Here is a 20,346-nt window from a genome sequence, read left to right on the forward strand (position 1 = left end):
GAGAACTCTCCTTAACCGCGCTTGAGCAGTACTTGACCGCCATGAGTCACGAGTAACGCTTTTTGGATTTCTTCTTCTGGATTAATCGCAAAGTTTTTGTCTTTGTCGAATAATGTTTCAAGGAAGTTAAAAACGTTACGTGCATACAATGCAGATGCTTCCGTTGCAACTGTGCCTGGAATGTTTGGAATACCCAAAATTTTCACACCATTTTCAGTAACAACAGTTTCGCCTTCTTTAGAACCTTCAACGTTACCACCCGTTTCAACTGCCATATCTAAAATGACAGAACCCGGTTTCATCTTGGCAACAGTTTCAGCTTTGATCAGACGTGGGGCATTACGACCCGGAATCAATGCAGTCGTGATTACGATGTCAGCATTTGATACAGCTTTATCTACAATCGCAGCTTGATCTTTGATGTATTGCTCACCCGGCTGCCAACCATAACCGCTTTTCGCAGCTTCAGCAGCACGTTGTTTTTCTTCGTCTGACATTGGTACGTCTAACCATTTACCACCTAAAGACTCAACTTGTTCTTTAGCAGTTGGACGTAAGTCAGTTGCTTCTACAACTGCACCTAAACGTTTTGCAGTCGCAATCGCTTGAAGACCAGCAACACCAACACCCATGATCACGACACGCGCAGGTTTTACGGTACCCGCAGCAGTCATTAACATTGGGAACATACGTTGATATTCAGCCGCAGCTAACAATACAGATTTATAACCCGCTAAGTTTGCTTGAGAAGAAAGTACGTCCATGTTTTGTGCGCGTGAAAGCGTACGAGGAAGTAATTCTAAAGCAAAAGCAGACACTTGCTGAGTAGCAAACTGGTCTAGTTCTGGATTGCGGTAAGGGTCAAACATAGCTACTACAGTTGTATTCGCCGCAAGTTTTTGAATTTCGTCACCGCTAGGAGCACGTACCTTCAAAATAATTTGGCTGCCTGTATAAGCATCGTCCGTAATAGTTGCGCCAACTTGTTCATAAGCACTGTCAATATAGGCTGCTTTAACACCAGCGCCACGTTGAATGACAATACTATGACCTGCGTTAATCAACTTCTTAACTGTTTCTGGTGTTGCCGCTACACGACTTTCACCTGCAACAGTTTCGGTTGGGATTCCGATCTGCATGAGCGTTCCTCAAGCTAGTTTTTCTTAAGTAAACATCGCGAGTAGCAATGTTTCCCCCAGGAGTATTCTTTGTTGAATTTTGGATTCTAATGGAACTTTTTTAAAATTCCACCCAATATTTATTTAATAAATACCTATATTTTGAACTGATGATTCAGATTAATGTTTACAACTTGTATAATCAGCATGTTTGCCTGCTTATAAGTAAAAACACTTTATCTTTATATACTATATGAATAAGTCTGATTATTTAGACAAACTCACCAGCTCGCTGTCTTTTCAGTCCTCAACAACAGATAAAAAAGTAAGGTACAAATAACAAATCAGGGCTTTGTTCCATCAATGACTCATAATCAATACAAATTACTTATCTGGTTTAGATATTGAACGTATTGTGGTTTATAAATCATTCGAATCTGCATCATAATCATGCAATTAATCGGTGGGATTGGCTTCTTAGAACATTTATAGCGTTTTTAGAGCGACTTCGATCAAATTTTTACAGATAAAATCATCGATTAGTAAAGACTAAGCAAATCATTCAAAATGCTCTAAAGATTTAAATAGTGATCGATATAGATAATTATCAAAAATAAATGTAAAAATTTTAAATGGCATTTTTTCAAGTGATATTTGTATGATTTTATCTAATCAAATCCTGAAAATTGCACAAAATTAGTGCAATAAAATCATCTTTTAAAATTCTGACTCATTTTTGTGATTCATTAAAAATAAAATTTCTTGAAAATGTGCACCCATTGCCTCCTCTGCAAGACAATCTTCAGGATTTCGCAAAGGACATTGCTCCAAAGACAAACAACCACAACCGATACATTGATCCAATTGCTGGCGTAACTGCAACAACATCATGATTTGCTGATCCAATTGCCCTTGCCACTCTTGTGACATGATTTGCCAATCTTTTTTCGTAGCTACTTGTTGCTTTGGTAAAATACTCAGCGTTTGTTTTATTTGTTTTAAACTGATCCCAACCTGTTGAGCCGCTTTTATAATTGCAATTCGCCTAAGCATCGCACGCTGATATCTACGCTGATTTCCCTCCGTTCTAGTACTCCAAATCAAATATTTTTCTTCATAAAAACGAATCGTTGGAACACTTACGCCGCTACGTTTTGCAAGTTCTCCGATGCTAAGCCATGTTTCTGGCGAATATTGCTTCAAAATTTTCTTGACCTCTAGTTAACTTGAGCTTTGATACTAGCACATATCAGATTTTATGAAGATGTACAGTAATGAATAAAATAAATACTCAAGCCTTTCAAATAATTAATCCTGAAGCGCTCTATCATCCTAAAAGCAATGGATATAGTCATATTGCTGTTGTAAAACCGAATATGCGAGCTATTCATCTCGCGGGGCAAGGTGGAGAAAATAAAAATGGTGAAATTTCACCTTTTTTTGACCAACAGGTACAACAAGTCTTTTATAATATTCAACAGGCTTTAGCCTCAGTTCAAGCAACGCTTTCAGATATTGCCGTGTTACGTGTTCTGATTGTTGATCATGACGCTCAGAAACATCAGCTGGTGATTAAAACAATAGTAGATCTTTGGAAAACTCTTGATTTCCCTGTTTGTACACTTATTCCAGTCACAAGCTTAGCATTACCAGAAATGCAAATTGAAATCGAAGCGACTGCGTATACTGCCTAAGAACCAGAGAAGAGAATATTATGTCAAACACCCAAAATATTAGTCAAAATAAAGCCTTACTCTGGTTTATGGCAGCAGCATGTGGTTTATGCGCAGGTGCAAACTATTATAGCCAACCCTTAATTCACTCCATTCAGCAATTTTTTGCGGTTACAGAGGGACAGGCAGCTCTGACTGTAACTTTTGCTCAGGTTTCTTACGCGCTCGGCTTGCTTTTTATTGTTCCAATGGGCGATGTCGTTAATAAGACAAAATTTATTCCGCTCTTAATGGCATTGTGTGCGGTAGGCCTATTTATTTGTGCTTTCTCTGTGAATCTACCAATGCTTTGGATTGGTACAATTCTAGTTGGACTATTTTCTGTAGCTGCTCAAGTTTTAATTCCACTCGCAACCATGACTGTTGAACCAGAAAAAACAGGTGAAGTTGTTGGCTTTCTCATGAGTGGTTTATTGGTTGGTATTTTACTTTCCACAAGTCTTGCAGGGCTCTTTTCAAATTTGTTTCATTGGAAAGTCATTTATGTCGTGAGTGGTATTTTAATGTTGATTTTGGCTTATGCACTCAAAAGTCGACTCCCATATGTTATGCGAATCAAAATGGATTACAGACAAATTTTTGTCTCTATGGCTGAATTATTAAAACAAGAAAAACGTTTGCTATTACGTGCATTGACAGGTGCTTTTGCATTTGCAGCAGTCAGTATTTTGTACTCAACGATTGCGTTATTGCTCACAGCAGCACATCACCTTCCTGACCTTGTGATTGGAATGGTTAGCCTAGTCGGTATCTTCGGCGCATTATCAACTCAATATATAGGTCGCTACGCTGACCAAGGTTATACCAAACAATTAACTTGGATCGGTTGTGGCTTGTTCATCCTCAGTTGGATTTGTTTCTATTTTGGACAAACTTTTCTATTCAGCTACATTCTTGGATTTGCCGTTATCCAATTGGCTTTAGCGCTTGTCCATACCAGTAATCAAAGTATTATTTTCCGCTTACGACCTGATGCAAAATCTCGAATTAATGCCATATATATGACGGCGTATTTTACAGGCGGTGCTTGTGGCTCTGCACTTGGGATTTTTTCATGGAACCATGGCGGTTGGACAATGACTTGCCTCGCTGGAATAAGTCTTGTTTTTGCCTGTATGCTTTTTAGTTTATTGGATAATTTTTTAACACAGAAAAACAAGGGTGTTAAAAATTAATTCATGAGCAATCTATTTGGGCTTAACCCTCGTATTTGCTAAATGCTTTTGAAAGCTGATGAAGTGTTTTGATTTGTTTTCCATAACGGCGACAAGAACGACAAGCAAATAAATGTAATTGTAGATTGCTCTGCTCTATAAGCTGAAGTGGTCTATCCTGTTTCTCGGAAATCAACTGTGTTGCTTGTCGGCAAGTTAGCATGAGCAATCCTCCTTAAGTAACCATTTATTTTCTAGACATTCACGTAATCTAGTTCGGCTTCTATACATCAAGACATTAAAATTTGAGACAGTAATCTCTAACCTTTCGCAAATTTCATCAGAACTGAGTTCAATTACTTCTCGTAACATAAACACCTGCGCATATTTAGCAGGCAAATGATTCAAACAAGCATCAAAAACAATCCAAAAATCTTGCTGTTCCATCATTTCTTCAGGGCTTTGCCACGCTTTAGGCGCTTGATATTTATGCCAGTGGCCCGAGGCATCAAATAATTCGTCGATACTCAACTCATTATCTTGTTCATCAAATAATTCAGTCATAGTCACTAATCGAGACTTTTGTCGGATCAGATCAATGATCTTATTTTTTAAAATCGCAAAAACCCACGTTTTAAACGCCGCTCTTCCTGAAAAAGAGCCTAGATGCTGCAAAGCACTCACTAACGCTTCTTGAACCACATCTTCAGCTTGCTGAAATGAGGACAGTTGTAAAACAGTAAACTTCAGCATCTGTTGTCTTAAATCCATTAGAAATTCAGGATTTTCAAGCTGATGCAATATTTCTTGATTATTATTCAATTCAGCCCCAAACATGATCACTTCCTATTACTGTTCTGAGGATGATTTAACAAGCCTAGATTCGTGAGTGTTGCTGCCAACTGATTCAGTTGTATTGTAATCTCTTGCTCAGAAAAAGTTGGTGCAATTAATTTAATTAAGTCATGAAGCTCAAGCTCTGAGTATATCCTTAGGTTCATTTGCTCAATCAACATTGCAAATAAGGGGGACAATCTTTCCAAGCAAATCTTATCCTGATTGTCTCGCCAAACCATAATTGCACTTGGCATTACTTCAATATCTGCCAGCGTTGTATGAACCGTCCAAGCATAAACAGGATATTGATAGACCAAAATCCACACTTTGTGTGTGAGTTGCCAACCTGTCTTTTCAACAATGTTAATGTCTTCAATTTCAAGCGTATCTAAATACAACTCCAACCACTCAAACTGCAACAACTCTTCTAGCCAAGGATATTGGCTTAAAACTGGATGTCGGTTTTCAGTCAAATAATCTCTAAATTGCAACGAAATATCATTATAGAAAGGTGACTGGCATTTAGCTTTTTGAAAAAATTCTTCCAATAAAAGCTGCCATTGATCCACAGGTAGAATAGAGCGAGCTATGGGATAAACCAAATTTATAAATGAACACATATTGTTGAACAATAAATCTCGATAAATCTGCATTCGCTCAAGATCACATATTTTAATGTGTTCAGCATTTGGTTCACGAATCCAATTACAGAATTGCTGCTGAGTGGTTTTGAAAGTGCTTACTTTGAGCACCATAACCGTTCTCCTGTTGCTGCATCGTTTTAATTGTAGTCAATTCCTGCTGTAATTGTTGCCATGATGGAATATTAAAATCTCTTTCCAACAAGGTTGGTTTAACGCCACAATGTTGATAACTAAATTGCAATAGCTGCCATACAGGATCGCAAATTTCGGCGCCATGCGTATCAATCAATAAGTTTTCATTCATTTTTTCATGCCCAGCAATATGCATATAACGTATGCGTTCTTTATGCATCGCTTGGATAAAGCCATGTGCATCACTGCCATGATTGATACTATTCACATAGACATTATTAACATCAAGTAATAATTCACAATCTGCTTGCTCAAGTACTTCACAAACAAACTCAGCCTCACTCATTTCTGCATTTGGCATTAAATAGGTAGATACATTTTCAATAACGAGCGGCTGCCCTAAAATGTCTTGAACACGTAAGATACGCTCAGCGACATATTTGACCGCAGCTTCAGTCATCGGTATCGGTAATAGATCATATAAATACCCCCCATCAGAGGTATAACTGAGATGCTCAGAATAGATGGAAACTTGATACTGCTTTAAAAAAGCTTTGATCTGTTGAATAAATTCAATATTTAAAGGATGAGGTCCCCCAATAGAAAGGGACAGACCATGACACACCAAAGGTGATTTTTCAGTACATTGAGCCAATAACTTGGCGTGTCGTCCACCAAAACCCATCCAATTTTCTGGTGCAACTTCAATAAAGTCTGGATGTGATTCCGCATTCAAAAACGTATCAATAAAATCACGCCTTAAGCCTAAACCAACACCATTCAATGCAGCCATGCTGTTTTCCTTTTTGAACTGATACCGACAATTTGAAATGTATCGGTATCATTCGGCTGATCTAAACTATTTAGCACCACACTTGCCATCTGCAACTTTTTTATCTGCACCACATTTTGCATCAGCAGTTTTCTTAGCTGCTCCGCACTTCCCTTCTGCTGATTTTTTATTTGCCCCACATTTTGCATCAGCAGACTTTTGTTGCTGTTTTGCCTTATTTGCACCACATTTGGCTTCGCCACATTTTCCATCAGCAGCTTTCGATGCATGAGACTCAGTTGTGGTCGTGGTTGGTGCAGCAGATACGTGAGTGATGCCTACAGCTGATAAAGCCAGTAATGCAGCGACTGATGTGATTGAGTTTAATTTATTCATTTTTGTATTCCTTGTAAGGTAATTGCTCGGTTTGTACGGAGGTACATTAAGTTAGACGGAGTAAAAGACGATTTATTACAGATCAAATGAAAAAAATATGTAAGAAGTTCCATGTTCATCCGACTAATAACTATTCAATAGCACTCAATGTGAAATTCCCATGAAAAACTTTATTTATTCTTTAACACAACATTATCAAAAAAATTCTCACTGTATAAAACATTTCGATGGAATTGCAGCGCTTGCACTCAGATTATATTTAGTCCCTATTTTTTGGATGGCAGGAAGTAATAAACTCATGCATTTCCAAGACACAATTGAATGGTTTGGTAATCCTGATTGGGGTCTCGGTTTACCATTCCCTACATTGATGGCAGCACTCGCAACCTCAACAGAATTAGCTGGTGCAGTATTGTTAGGATTAGGTTTATTCACTCGCTTTATCAGTATTCCACTCATCATCACAATGTTGGTAGCAATTTTAACCGTACACTTACCGAATGGTTGGCAAGCCATTGCTGATCCAAATGCACCATTTGCAAACGCTCAAGTTCTCGCCTCCGCTGAGAAGTTAGAAAAAGCCCATCAGATTTTACAAAACTATGGTAACTATGACTGGCTTACTGCCAGCGGATCATTTGTCATTTTAAATAATGGTGTTGAATTCGCAGTGACCTATTTAGTGATGTTACTCGCTTTAATCTTTATCGGTGGTGGGCGTTATATCAGTTTAGATTTCTGGATGAAATATCATTTAACCAAACGCTTATAAGCCCTATGAAAGGCTTAGAATATTCAATTAATTTCATGTATTCGAATATTCTAAGCCACAGAGCTTATTTATGTTTCCAAGGTACTGCTGGTGAGCCAATCCATGCTGATTTGGCAGGAATATTTTCACCTTTCATCACTAAAGTTAACGGCCCTAACACCGCATGATGACTGACATTAGCATTATATAAAATGATACTTCTCGCATTCACGACCACATCACTTCCAACATTTACTTGACCAATCTTCATAATACGATCTTCAAATAAATGTGTCTGTGGACCTGAAAAACTATTAAATTCAGCGCGATCTCCAATATCAACACAGTCGAACTCTGTAATATCCGCAGTATCCATATAAACGTCTTTCCCTATTCGAACCCCCAAAATACGCAAGAAAAATGGCAGCATTGGTGTTCCTCTTAAATAATTCAGGAAATTTGGAATTGCGACTGATTCATATAAACTTGTAATCCCTTCACTTAACCAAACAAACATGGTCCACATTGGCGCTGAACGAGGTTGGTAGCGTCCAATTAAAATCCACTTCAATAAAGCCACGATGATAAAGCAACCCACACCATACAATAAGCCTGCGAGGGTTAAGGCCAACAATCCCATTGGAATCGTATAGTTATTAATGACATCAATCACTTCTAGCACAATCATATACCCCACACCAATCGCAAGCGCTGCGGGTAATACAATCCGTAGCCCCTCAATAAAAGCACGCATGAAACGGCGTTTGAGACTCGGTTTGAAAGTAAGATAATCTGGGTATTTCTCTGCGGCTTCTCGTGCTGGGAGAAGTAGCGCTGGAGAACCAAACCAAGTTTGTCCTGAATACATTTCTCGATTATCTGGCGTTTTAGACTGCACACCAATTAAAATATTATCAGGTAATACCGTACCATCTGCGATATAAGCACTGTTCCCAACAAAACTACGATGACCAATTTTTGTTGATTTTAATGACATCCAACCGCCTTTAATCTCCTCATCACCCAACATCACCGCATCAGCAATAAAACTTTCTTCACCCAAGGTAAGCATTTCAGGAATAACGCCTGTTGCAGTTGATATTTCAGTATTTTTACCAACCTTTGCGCCTAACATACGAAACCAAGTTGGTGCATAAATTGTTGCAAATAGACCATGTAGCGTTTGTAAACTGGTTTCTAAAATTTGGGCTGCGAACCACTTCCGATAATACGTTGCACCGTGAATCGCATAAGTACCCACCTCTAAACGAGGTAATACTATTTTACGTAAAGCTGAAGAAATCAAGGCGGTAATGATCATCATCATCGCACTCGCAGGGATAGCCAATAGGAAATAATAAAGCGCTGTTTGAATATGATTATTCGGGTCAATATTGAAAACATTCACATCTAACCAATCAACCAATAAGAAACTTGGAAAGATTGGAATAAAGAAAATACAAGCGATAATTAATGCACTCACTCCATAGTAAACATACTCTGAAACTTTACGCATTAAAGAAAGTTTTGGACGCGGTGCTAACTGTTCTAACTGATCCACATGACCAATCTTCTTCGCAGGCGTGCCATCCCAAATTTCACCAGCAGGCACAGTCGTATCATATTCAATCGCAGTCAAAGCATTGATATGAGCAGTTTGTTCTAACACAGTATTTTCTTCTAATACCGCATAAGAACCCACATAACTATCACGTTTTAAATGAATTGAACCTAAGACCAAATGCCCATGTTCAACTTTAGCATTCTCTAAATTCACCTGAGAACCAAGACTGACACCATCTTCAATCGTCAATAAGGATGGCATACGAATATGCACTGAACTGATAGAAACATCATGTCCAATTTTCGCTCCAAGTGCTTTGAGATATAAATTCAGTAAAGTTGAACCTGATAAGAGATAAACAGGTGAAATACTACTAATCCGATCTGCCAACCACCAACGGAAATAAGTCATTCCCCATAACGGATAACGACCCGCACCCACGCCAACCATTAGCGCACGTTTAACCGTGATAGAAAGGGCAAAACTAGCAATAATGACACTGACATAAACCAATAAAGAAAGCAAAATTGCAGAAGGAATACTGTCTCGTGCGCCACCAGTAAAATAATGATAGGTAAAGAATGGAGCGAGCCATTGCATGATGTTAATTGAAATCAACACTGGAATTGTGACTACCTGTGCAATACCGCAGAGCCATTTATAGGTTTGATTTCGTGGATTGTCTTGACCAATTTGGCTATCAAATATTGATGGCTCTGGTTGCTCAAGCATCAAAGCTGCAATTGCTCCTACTCTTCGTGCTTGGTATAAACTTTGAATCGTGAGGTGACTATATTCAGAATGTTCACGTAAATTTGAAATTAAAACTGCAGCTAATAAAGAGTGTCCACCCAGATCATCAAAGAAATCGGCATCCAATTTAATTGGAAGATTCGGAAACAGTCGATTTAAGATTTCAAATAAAATTTCTTCAGCTTCATTTTGAGGTTGATCTGATTCACTCCGATCGACCACACTTGTTAGAGGTCTCGCTTTTAGTGCTTTTCGATCAATTTTCCCAGAAAGTAATCGCGGTACTTCTTCAATAATTTCAAAACGATTAGGTACCATGTATGGCGGTAAGCGCTGACCAAGATGATGTCGAAGCTGTTTAATTTCTATGGATTGTTTTGCATCAATTTCTGCGGCTATAAAGGCGATCAACTGATCAATACCATCTTCATTACGTAAAATGACAGCAGCTGTGCCAATACCATCGAGATCACATAATGCAGCTTCAATTTCGCCAAGTTCTACGCGGAAACCACGAATTTTTACTTGATCATCCGCACGTCCTAAACAATGTACTTGACCAAATTCATCGATTTTAGCTAAGTCACCCGTCCGATATAAACTTTCTTCATCAGGACTCGTTGCCCATGGATTCTGAATAAACTTATCAGCTGTTAGATCTGGGCGACCTAAATAACCTTGTGCCACGCTTGGCCCAAAAATACACAATTCGCCCGTTTCCCCTTGTGCCAATAGCTCTCGATCAGCATTAATCACCAACATACCGTAGTTAGGTAATGGTTTGCCAATCGTGACAGGCTTACCCTGCTGTAATAACTCAAGACTCGCAGAGACTGTGGTTTCTGTCGGTCCGTAAGTATTAAACATTTGATGGTGTGGCAATGCCCAACGCTCAACCAATGAGTCTGGACACATTTCCCCTCCTAAATTGATGATGCGTAAATTAGCAACATCTTCAGGGAACAAAGCGAGCAAAGTTGGTACAGCATGCAAAACACTAATTTGCTCTTGTTGCAAGGTTTTACATAATCGTTCTGGATCACTGACCAAAGATTTTGGTGCAATCCATAAAGTTGCTCCAACCAAATAGGACAACCAGATTTCCTCGAAAGACATATCAAATGCAACTGAGAAGCCTTGATAAACTTTGTCTTGTTCTTGGATACCTAAAATACTGTTTTCACTGCGCAGAAAATGACAAATATTCTTCTGAGTAATGACAATACCTTTGGGTTTTCCTGTTGAGCCTGAAGTATAAATAATATAAGCAGGTTGCTCAGGGGTCGATTTTGCCAACTCTATAGTTTCATGCAGCGTTTTTTGTAGTTCAGTATTGGTCCATTTGCTTTGTGGCACTTCCAATACATGCTCATACCACTCATCAGTGGTAATCATTCCTACAGCCGCTGCATCTTCAAGACAAACTGCGATTCGATCTGCAGGGGTATCCATGTCAAATGGTAGCCAAGCAGCACCACTTAAGCAGATTGCTAATTGAGACTTTAATAATTCAATACCACGTGGCAACCACAATCCAACGATGTCGCCAGCTTTAACACCTTTGAGGGTTAAATGTTTGGCCATAAGTTGAGCTTGCTGATATAACTCACCATAGCTAATCGTTTGATCTGCTTCGATTAAAGCTATTTTTTCTGGTAGGCGTTGTGCTGTCTGGATAAAAATATCGGTTAAAACTTCATTCTGCAAAAACTCAGGGTGGTGTTTACCACGAATAATATTTTTTGCGTTCATCACACATTGGTTCATTTTTATACTCTCTTTAATGTTCTGATTTCGCTAGAATTTAGACCTATCTTACTTTCTGCTTACGAATCAAATTTAGTCGTTATGCTGTAAGTTAAAGAGCTGAACTTAAAAAGAGATTAAATTGAACTCATTAGAAAAGTGAATATAAGTAACCAAGTGGACAAAAAGAGATTTTAAAATATGGAAATATAATTAAATCAAAATATTAAAAATGAAAAAACTGAACAAGATTTAAACAAATACTCTTCACAGAAAATAGATCATGCAAGGATTTCTAAATCCACAAAATGCTATGGTAAATTTCTTATGGTTTAAAGACAGTCGTTATTTAAAGAAGCGACCACAATATATCGCTCGTTTTTTACACAAACCACCTATCAATTTATACATCTACAGCTTGTACTGTAATTGATTGCTTTGATTTTGAAATAAATCGTTTAATCAAAATATTGACGCTGAATACAATTAGAAAAGCCATAACAAAAGAACCTAATACATCAAAAGGAAAATGAACTCCCATGTAAATCCTTGACCATCCTACAATCAAACTTACAAATAATCCGAAAACACCAATTTGACGATACTCAGACATCAGAAATGAAAATGCGATAATTGCAACTGTGAGTGTATGTTGGCTAGGCATAGATGAACTGGAACTGTGGTGAATCAAGGTGTGCCCTAATCCAAGATCGAAAGGTCTAGGATGATGATAAAATGCGTGTAATAACTTCACAACAAATGAAGATAGAACGACCATCACCACAGTTTTAAAATACTGAAATTGATATTTTTTATCCTTAAATAGCAATAAAACCGTTAGAAAAATCAGAAAAGCCCCTATCAGGTTATATGATGAGAACATAGCGACTTTCGCAAAAAATGAGTTTTCTGTAGCACCAGAATTAATCCAGTTAAATATACGAATATTGATCTCTTCAATAGACATTGCCTATCAATCCATAAGGGCTTTATGCGAGATAGACTAAAAACACGAACTTAAACCAAAATTAAGTCTTATTAAATAGATGAAAATAGAGACTACGCCCACCGTAGACACCATTAACAGAATTAAAGACTTTCCAATCAGTTAACAGCTGAACGATGCTAGATAGCATTTAAAGAAAACCTCGACATGTGCACAGCATCAATACCGTCCGAAATGTATAGATTAAATATTTGTGGTAGTATTACGCGCGATTGGAAATCTCTTAATCAAGCTAGAGGAGTTTCGTTCTTTGATGCTCACTCTCAATGTATACAAATATTTAGTCATGGTATCTGTTTGATCAGATCAATCGGTTATGCTTTGCTTAAAAATGTTTGGGCATACATCAGCGATGAATTCTTATTTTTAAGTTTAATTCCCACTATTTGTCATAAATAGTCCATTTTTCAATCAACTCCATCATTTCATTAGGTTGTTTAACACTGAATAAAGGCATGATTTTTTATGAATATTGAAAAAACTCAGACACCACGAATCAGTGTTGCGCCCATGATGGATTGGACCACAAAAGACTATCGTTTCTTTGCTCGCTTATTTAATCCCAATGTCGTGTTGTATACAGAAATGGTCACTACAGGCGCGATTATTTACGGTGGTGCTAATCGGCATCTCGATTTCAATCAGCAAGAGCATCCGATTGCGCTACAACTTGGTGGCTCAAATCCACAAGAGCTAGCTACCTGCACCAAAATGGCCGAGGACTGGGGTTATAACGAAGTTAATCTGAATGTCGGCTGTCCAAGTGATCGCGTGCAAAACAATAAAATTGGGGCTTGCTTAATGGCTGAACCCAATTTAGTTGCAGAATGTATTCATAGTATGCAAAAAGCAGTATCGATTCCTGTAACTGTAAAGCATCGTATCGGGATTGATGACATGCAATCTTACGAAGAAATGCTGCATTTTGTTGATACGGTGGCATCAACAGGCTGCACACATTTTATTGTACATGCACGTATTGCGATCTTGCAGGGCTTATCGCCGAAAGAGAATCGCGAAGTTCCACCATTACGCTATGAAGATGTCTATCGTTTAAAGCAAGAACGCCCACATCTAACCATTGAGATTAATGGCGGTATCAAGGCCTTTGAAGAAACACGACAACATTTACAGCATGTTGATGGAGTCATGATTGGTCGTGAGGCATATCATAATCCGTACTTATTGGCGGAGATGGGTGAACTTTGGAATTTGGAAGCACCTAATCGTTTTGAGATCATGCAGCACATGATGCCTTATATTCATCAACGCGTTGCTGAAGGTGCTCCACTTTCGATTATCACTCGCCATATTCTAGGTTTATTTCAAAATCTACCAGGCGCACGTAAATGGCGTCAGGCCCTCAGTGGTGGAAATGCCAAAACGATTGCTGATATTGAAAATGCAATCATCAATATCCAAACAGCGATGCAACGTACTGAAGATTACGTTCGAGAACATCAAAGTTAATTTGATGTTCTACGCATAACGTTTACACATCGGAATATAGCGTAATCCGCCATTTTCAATCACTGTTGAAGTGACTGTAAATCCGAAATTTTCATAAACGGGCTGCGCATAACAACTAGAATTTACAGTAATTTTTGAATGTTGCTGAGAAAGTTTATCTTCTAAAAACATCCAAAGCTGACGACCTATTCCTTGCTGTTGTGAATCCTGCTTAACAAAGAAATGAATCAAATGAGAAGGTTGTTTATAAGCAATCACACCAATAATTGATAAATCTTTCTCGAAAACAAAATATTCAATGCTTTGCATTTCAAGTAATTTCTCAATCATATCCTGACTAAATTTTGCTTCACCCTCAGCATTCAGTGCAAAATCTTTTATATATGGCTGAATTAATTCTATTATTTGCTTGATATCTGTTGCTTTTGCTGGACGTATCACTTGTTATTCTTTCCATTTTTCACTTTAATAAACAATAGTTTATTATTTTGTAAATCACAAAGCTTTGTTTCTTTGAATCAGCGCTTGCGTATATTTTTCAATCAAAAAAGAAATATAATCTTACAAATCATTTTATTCAAACTAATTAATAACTAAATTCATGATAATAAAAAAGATTCTTTATGTGATTTTTACGCTAAGTTCCTCACAACACCCTCAAAAAGTTACGTTATTACATTGCAAATAAGTTTTTTTAAGATTTATCGCTTAATATCTGCGAGCCACGGAATTTGGCGACCGCTTCAAAGTTGTTTTAGGATTGGTTGAGATTGAACTATGATTTATGATGCACCCTCATTAGATTCGATGATGCATGCACAGACTCAAAATGCAGTCATTATGCTCAGAGAAACTCCCGCAGATATTACACCGCCATACGCATTATCCAAGAATTCGCAGCAAATTAACTTACAGAAGTTTTCAGATAAACTTTCTCGTGTTTCCTCATTTCATAGTTCAGCAAAGTGTGCCAAATCAATTCGTATCGCATTACAAACAGCGGGCGCAAAAATTGCACAACATCCTATAGCCGCCTCAGATTGGGGTGGAACGCTACAAAAGATTGGCTATAAGCAAATTGACCCTGCTTTTGATAACCCAATGCCAGGTGATATTTATATTATTCATCGCACCAAAAAACATGTGTATGGCCATATTGCCGGTTTTACAGGCTCACAATGGGTTTCTGATTTTAAGCAGACTAGCTATGACGTTTATAAAGACAAAAACGTCACTTATACTTATTACCGTCTTGGTTAATAAAAGACTGAATCAAAGCCTAAACGAACATTATGTTTTAGGCTTTTTAGCATCTAATTTTTTCAGCACTTCAGCCACCGCCACCATGGCAAAGCTTGAAGTCACCACCACCGCAGAACCATAGCCGCCACAGCGCAGACCCGCACTTGGACAAACATCTGCACTGGAAAATGGATTATCAATCGAATACACGCAAGTGATTCCGAATTTCTCTTTTGGTTTTTTACAAATCCCTTTTGAACGCAGTTGCGTGCGTAACTTTGCAAGCATTGGATCTTGTTCGGTCTTGGACAGATCTGCCACGCGAATCTTCAGTGGATCGAGTTTTCCTCCTGCTCCGCCTGACACAATCAACGGGATTTTGTTAAAGCGGCAATGCAGCATCAAGGCAAGTTTGGCTTTGACATCATCGATGCAATCCAAAACAATGCTTGGTACTGGATTTAAAATTTCTTTGACATTCTCAGGCGTCAGATAGTCATCAATCACATTCACTTTCATGCGTGGATTGATCTGGCGACAACGCTCCGCCATCACTTCAATTTTTTCTTGTCCGAGTGTTGAGCTCATCGCAGGCAATTGACGGTTAATATTCGATGCAGCCACCACATCCATATCGACTAAGGTCAGCTCACCAATCCCTGTACGTGCTAACGCCTCAACCGCCCAACTGCCAACACCACCAATCCCAATCACCATGACATGACTGCGTTCATAATGCGAAAAGGCAGTTTCTCCATAAATTTTGGCAACGCCAGCAAAACGGCGTTCATATTCATCATTTACAGGAACATCGGTCATCACAGTCGTGGTCTATCTTTTTAATCAAAGCACTATTTTAGCGTGTTTAAACCCATTTAGGTTAGCCCCGTGAAACTTTAAGGGATGATTGATCTCGACGAATTAAAATCACCAATAAGATAAAAACCATCAGGCTCATGCATAGAGCCAACAGGTTTGCATTAATCCATCCAACGCTACTCAAAATCGGTGCAGGTAAAAATGCTCCCAAAGTCGCAAACAAAGCAATTCCTGTTTCATTGATGCCTTGGACACGATGCTTTTGCTGTTCGTTAAGACCTGCTAACAAGGTTGATGCACCTGAATAAGCAAAATTCCAACCCACGCCTAGGACGATCAAGGCAACATTAATATAGATACCGACCTGTCCAAACATTGGAATTAAAGACGACAACATCAACAAAGCAAAACCAACATAAATCGTGGTATGCGTTCCCCATCGTTGAATCAGTTTCGACACAAAGAAGGATGGGATAAACATTGCCAGCACATGTAACTGAATCGAGATCGAAGCATAATGAAATGAGTGATGTTCCTTGAGATGCAAGGAGGACATAATCATCATGACATTCATAATATAGTAGGCAAATGCTCCGCTGATCACCGCAGCAATAATCAAAGTACTTGGCAGTTTGCTACGCTGGGTTGGTTCAATTAGCACCTGCTGTGTTTGCTGGCGTTGAAATTTTTTGTTCCATAGATACAAAGTCGGAGAGAGTAACAAAGCCAAGACACTAAAGATGAAATAGATCGCAGTGAAATCGGGTAAACCTGCTACCTGCTGAAATTGAATTGCCAATATGGGCGCAATAATTGCTGCAATCACACCGCCCGAAATGACCATCGCGGTGGCTTTCGGAATTAAATCTGTTGCTAGCCGATCAGAAGCAGCAAAGCGGTAAAAATTAGCCGTGGAGATAAATAAACCGAGAGCAAAATGGCTCAGGCATAATAAATAAAACTGTTCATGCTGTAATGCCAGATAGCCCAGAACACCCGCGAAGAAAAGACAGATACAACCAAACTGGAAAACCAAATGCCGCCCTAACTTTTTCATCAAGAATGAAAAAATAAAAGTCGTCAGTAGCATTGCTAAAAATTGCAAGCCATAAGGAACCGTAGCCAAAGCCTGTGTTGGCGCTAATTTTAACCCCACAATTGCAGCTACAATAACAGACAAAACAGCGGCAATTAAGTTAAAGGCCTGAGCCACCAACAGATAATAAACATAGCGAGGTAACTGATTCAAAGCCTTTATCCAATTTAATCGAGCCTGACTACCTTAACGCTGAATGCTTGAAATTCAAACAAAAAAAGATGAAAGACCAGCTTTCATCTTTTTTTCAGAAGGTGTCTCGTTATGCAGCAATCAGATTGCGTAGTACATAATGCAAAATACCGCCTGCTTTAAAGTATTCCACCTCATTCAAGGTATCGATGCGGCACAACACTTTAAACTGGTCTTGACTGCCATCTTCTCGTAGCACCTGAATATCCAGCGTCTGGTGTGGCTGAATATCATCGGATAGGCCATAAATCGACAGTACTTCTCGGCCGGTCAGATTTAAAGATTGACGGGTTTGACCATCCACAAACTGCAAAGGTAATACGCCCATGCCAACCAGATTCGAACGGTGAATCCGTTCAAAACTCTCGGCAATGACCGCTTTAACGCCTAATAAATTAGTGCCTTTTGCTGCCCAGTCTCGTGACGAACCTGTTCCATACTCCTTACCTGCAATAATCAGCAACGGCGTTTGCTGTTGCTGGTAAAGCATGGATGCATCATAGATGGCCAGCTTTTCACCTGTTGGGATGAAGATGGTATTGCCGCCCTCTTCACCATCCAGCATTTCATTCTTGATCCGAATATTGGCAAACGTCCCACGCATCATCACTTCATGATTACCACGGCGAGAACCATAAGAGTTGAAGTCTTTTGGTTCGACCCCTTGCTGCTGTAAATAACGTCCTGCTGGGCTGTCTTTCTTGATATTCCCTGCTGGAGAGATATGATCGGTGGTAACTGAGTCACCCAATACCGCCAAGATTCTTGCTTGTTCAATATTAGTAATGGCTTTTGGAGGTTGATTAATTTCTTCAAAAAATGGCGGATGTCGAATATAGGTCGAGTTTTCTTGCCACGCATAAGTTTGGCTTTGTGGAATTTGAATCGCTTGCCAAGTTGCATCTCCATCAAACACCGCTGCATATTCCTTATGGAACATGTCGGTATTGACCTTCTGCAAGACTTGATCAATTTCAATCTGACTTGGCCAAATGTCTTTCAAATAGACATCTTGACCATTTTGATCTTGTCCAATCGGTTGCGTGGTTAAATCAGTACGGATATTCCCTGCTAAACCATAAGCCACCACCAAAGGTGGAGACGCCAACCAGTTGGTTTTTACCAATGGATGAACACGCCCTTCAAAGTTACGGTTACCTGAAAGTACCGAAGCCACATTCAGATCATGACATTGAATTGCTTCTTCAATCGGTTCAGGTAAAGGCCCTGAGTTACCAATACAGGTGGTACAACCATAACCAACCAAGTTATAACCCAACTCATCCAAGTACGGCGTTAAGCCCGCCGCGGCCAGATAATCAGTCACAACTTTAGAACCTGGCGCCAGTGAGCTTTTCACCCATGGTTTACGCTGTAAACCTTTTTCAATGGCTTTTTTCGCCAGCAAACCTGCTGCCAGCATGACACTTGGATTCGAGGTGTTGGTACAGGAGGTAATCGCTGAAATCACCACATCACCATCCGTCAATGGATATGATTTTCCATCAATGGTACATGCGGGTTCTTCATGGGCTAAATTTGCTTTCTTGGCTTCAACGGCAGTCCCTCCGCCGCCTTCATTTTCCAAACGTTCTTTGGCTTCTTTGGCGGGTTTGAGATTCAATTCCATCAATGCATTAAAGGTCTTCGGAACATCTGACAGCAAAACACGATCTTGTGGGCGTTTTGGTCCTGCCAAACTTGCCTGAACGGTACTCATATCCAAGCTCAGTGTATCGGTAAAGATCGGCTCATCACCCATATGACGCCACAAGCCCTGTGCTTTACTATAAGCTTCAACTAAATCAATCCGCTCTTGCTTGCGACCTGTCAGGGATAAATACCCCAATGTCACCTCATCAATTGGGAAGAATCCACAAGTCGCACCGTATTCAGGTGCCATATTGGCAATGGTGGCACGATCAGCCAGAGGTAAATCAGCCAAACCATCGCCGTAGAACTCAACGAATTTACCCACCACGCCTTTTTGACGCAACATCTGAGTAATGGTCAAAACCAAATCGGTCGCAGTAATCCCTTCATTCAACTTACCTGTGAGTTTGAATCCGATCACCTCTGGAATGAGCATTGATACAGGTTGCCCGAGCATGGCTGCTTCGGCCTCAATCCCTCCAACACCCCATCCCAATACACCAAGACCATTGATCATAGTGGTATGTGAATCTGTTCCAACTAAGGTATCTGGAAAGGCAAAAACCTGACCTTCATCATCCCCTAACCAGACAGCTTGCGCTAAATATTCTAAATTGACTTGATGGCAAATCCCTGTCCCGGGTGGCACCACACTAAAATTATTAAATGCAAATTGTCCCCAACGCAGGAATTGATAACGTTCCCCATTGCGCTGCATTTCAATTTCAACGTTCTCGGCAAAGGCATTTTCATCGGCAAAATGATCGACCATCACCGAATGGTCAATCACCAAATCGACGGGTGACAAAGGATTGATGAGGTTAGGATCACCGCCTGCTTGAGACATCGCAGCACGCATCGCCGCCAGATCCACCACTGCAGGAACACCAGTAAAATCCTGCATTAACACCCGTGCAGGGCGATACTGAATTTCCTGATCAGAACTTTTGGTTTTCTGCCAATCAACCAAAGCCTGAATATGCTCCACTTTTACACTTTTTTGATCTTCGAAACGGAGTAAATTTTCGAGTAAAACCTTTAAAGACTTTGGCAATTTATCAATATTACCAAGTGTTTCAGCTGCTCGCGCTAAACTATAGATTTGATAGGATGTCGAACCGACGCTGAGTGTTTGTAATGCATTGAAACTATTGATTTTGCTATATCTGGCCATAAGGTTACCCTCCCAGTATTGGCTGATGTGTTTATTATCAAATTGTTCTTTTAATGTACCCCTGTTTAGAAAAGCATGTGTTCCCTTTTAGTAT

The 20,346-nt window shown here is 39.4% G+C and carries 18 protein-coding genes; 5 read left to right on the forward strand and 13 right to left on the reverse strand.

The window, feature by feature from the left end; translation table 11 throughout:
- Positions 1–11: 11 nt before the first annotated feature.
- Together AAV96_RS04895 and soxR are read right to left on the reverse strand one after the other, a co-directional pair.
- Positions 12–1,139 (reverse strand): Re/Si-specific NAD(P)(+) transhydrogenase subunit alpha, encoded by a 1,128-nt coding sequence (locus tag AAV96_RS04895; RefSeq protein WP_004664153.1) that lies wholly within the window; start codon positions 1,137–1,139, stop codon positions 12–14.
- Between the two features lie 696 nt (positions 1,140–1,835).
- Positions 1,836–2,321 carry a redox-sensitive transcriptional activator SoxR gene (soxR, locus tag AAV96_RS04900; RefSeq protein WP_046738500.1) on the reverse strand — a complete coding sequence of 162 codons (486 nt, stop codon included), beginning with the start codon at positions 2,319–2,321 and terminating at the stop codon, positions 1,836–1,838.
- 71 nt (positions 2,322–2,392) lie between these two features.
- On the opposite strand from soxR, the gene AAV96_RS04905 reads away from it, so the two are divergent.
- Both AAV96_RS04905 and AAV96_RS04910 read left to right on the forward strand, forming a co-directional pair.
- Positions 2,393–2,812 (forward strand): RidA family protein, encoded by a 420-nt coding sequence (locus AAV96_RS04905; RefSeq protein WP_046738501.1) that lies wholly within the window; start codon positions 2,393–2,395, stop codon positions 2,810–2,812.
- Between the two features lie 20 nt (positions 2,813–2,832).
- Entirely contained in the window at positions 2,833–4,026 is a 1,194-nt protein-coding gene (locus AAV96_RS04910) for an MFS transporter (RefSeq protein ID WP_046738502.1), read from the forward strand.
- Between the two features lie 22 nt (positions 4,027–4,048).
- Here the strand turns inward: AAV96_RS04910 and AAV96_RS04915 are convergent, their stop codons facing one another.
- The 5 genes from AAV96_RS04915 to AAV96_RS04935 all read right to left on the reverse strand — a co-directional run bounded on the left by AAV96_RS04915 (position 4,049) and on the right by AAV96_RS04935 (position 6,786).
- Positions 4,049–4,228 (reverse strand): zf-HC2 domain-containing protein, encoded by a 180-nt coding sequence (locus AAV96_RS04915; protein WP_046738503.1) that lies wholly within the window; start codon positions 4,226–4,228, stop codon positions 4,049–4,051.
- The gene (locus tag AAV96_RS04920; RefSeq protein ID WP_046738504.1) at positions 4,222–4,842 is read right to left on the reverse strand and encodes an RNA polymerase factor sigma-70; all 621 of its coding nucleotides are present in this window, start codon (positions 4,840–4,842) and stop codon (positions 4,222–4,224) included. Before AAV96_RS04920 ends, AAV96_RS04915 begins: the two co-directional genes overlap by 7 nt.
- A gap of 2 nt (positions 4,843–4,844) precedes the next feature.
- Positions 4,845–5,597 carry a DUF2063 domain-containing protein gene (locus AAV96_RS04925; RefSeq protein ID WP_046738505.1) on the reverse strand — a complete coding sequence of 251 codons (753 nt, stop codon included), beginning with the start codon at positions 5,595–5,597 and terminating at the stop codon, positions 4,845–4,847.
- The gene (locus AAV96_RS04930) at positions 5,548–6,411 is read right to left on the reverse strand and encodes a DUF692 domain-containing protein (protein WP_046738506.1); all 864 of its coding nucleotides are present in this window, start codon (positions 6,409–6,411) and stop codon (positions 5,548–5,550) included. The genes AAV96_RS04925 and AAV96_RS04930 overlap by 50 nt, the downstream gene beginning before the upstream one ends.
- Before the next feature lie 66 nt (positions 6,412–6,477).
- A complete protein-coding gene (locus AAV96_RS04935; protein ID WP_005218272.1) occupies positions 6,478–6,786 on the reverse strand; it encodes a hypothetical protein in 309 nt (102 codons plus the stop codon).
- A gap of 160 nt (positions 6,787–6,946) precedes the next feature.
- On the opposite strand from AAV96_RS04935, the gene AAV96_RS04940 reads away from it, so the two are divergent.
- Positions 6,947–7,558: a DoxX family protein gene (locus AAV96_RS04940; protein ID WP_046738507.1), complete on the forward strand. Its 612-nt coding sequence runs from the start codon at positions 6,947–6,949 to the stop codon at positions 7,556–7,558.
- Between the two features lie 64 nt (positions 7,559–7,622).
- Here AAV96_RS04940 and posA read toward each other — a convergent pair whose 3' ends face one another.
- Complete coding sequence (posA, locus tag AAV96_RS04945) at positions 7,623–11,621, reverse strand: delta-poly-L-ornithine synthetase PosA (RefSeq protein WP_046738508.1); 3,999 nt, start codon at positions 11,619–11,621, stop codon at positions 7,623–7,625.
- Between the two features lie 382 nt (positions 11,622–12,003).
- A complete protein-coding gene (locus AAV96_RS04950; RefSeq protein WP_046738509.1) occupies positions 12,004–12,567 on the reverse strand; it encodes a phosphatase PAP2 family protein in 564 nt (187 codons plus the stop codon).
- A gap of 504 nt (positions 12,568–13,071) precedes the next feature.
- On the opposite strand from AAV96_RS04950, the gene dusA reads away from it, so the two are divergent.
- A complete protein-coding gene (gene dusA / locus AAV96_RS04955; RefSeq protein ID WP_046738510.1) occupies positions 13,072–14,076 on the forward strand; it encodes a tRNA dihydrouridine(20/20a) synthase DusA in 1,005 nt (334 codons plus the stop codon).
- A 9-nt stretch (positions 14,077–14,085) separates the two neighbouring features.
- On the opposite strand, the gene AAV96_RS04960 is transcribed toward dusA, so the two are convergent.
- Complete coding sequence (locus AAV96_RS04960) at positions 14,086–14,517, reverse strand: GNAT family N-acetyltransferase (protein WP_046738511.1); 432 nt, start codon at positions 14,515–14,517, stop codon at positions 14,086–14,088.
- 336 nt (positions 14,518–14,853) lie between these two features.
- On the opposite strand from AAV96_RS04960, the gene AAV96_RS04965 reads away from it, so the two are divergent.
- On the forward strand, positions 14,854–15,336 hold the full coding sequence (locus AAV96_RS04965; protein WP_004658972.1) for a hypothetical protein: 483 nt from the start codon (positions 14,854–14,856) through the stop codon (positions 15,334–15,336).
- Positions 15,337–15,366: 30 nt separating this feature from the next.
- Here AAV96_RS04965 and AAV96_RS04970 read toward each other — a convergent pair whose 3' ends face one another.
- The 3 genes from AAV96_RS04970 to acnA form a co-directional block, all read right to left on the reverse strand.
- Entirely contained in the window at positions 15,367–16,137 is a 771-nt protein-coding gene (locus AAV96_RS04970; protein WP_046738512.1) for a ThiF family adenylyltransferase, read from the reverse strand.
- 61 nt (positions 16,138–16,198) lie between these two features.
- On the reverse strand, positions 16,199–17,386 hold the full coding sequence (locus AAV96_RS04975) for an MFS transporter (protein WP_046738513.1): 1,188 nt from the start codon (positions 17,384–17,386) through the stop codon (positions 16,199–16,201).
- Positions 17,387–17,495: 109 nt separating this feature from the next.
- The gene (gene acnA, locus AAV96_RS04980; protein ID WP_046738514.1) at positions 17,496–20,252 is read right to left on the reverse strand and encodes an aconitate hydratase AcnA; all 2,757 of its coding nucleotides are present in this window, start codon (positions 20,250–20,252) and stop codon (positions 17,496–17,498) included.
- Positions 20,253–20,346 lie beyond the last annotated feature (94 nt).

It is taken from the genome of Acinetobacter sp. AG1 (assembly GCF_001005525.1).
In the GTDB taxonomy this organism is placed as follows: domain Bacteria; phylum Pseudomonadota; class Gammaproteobacteria; order Pseudomonadales; family Moraxellaceae; genus Acinetobacter; species Acinetobacter modestus.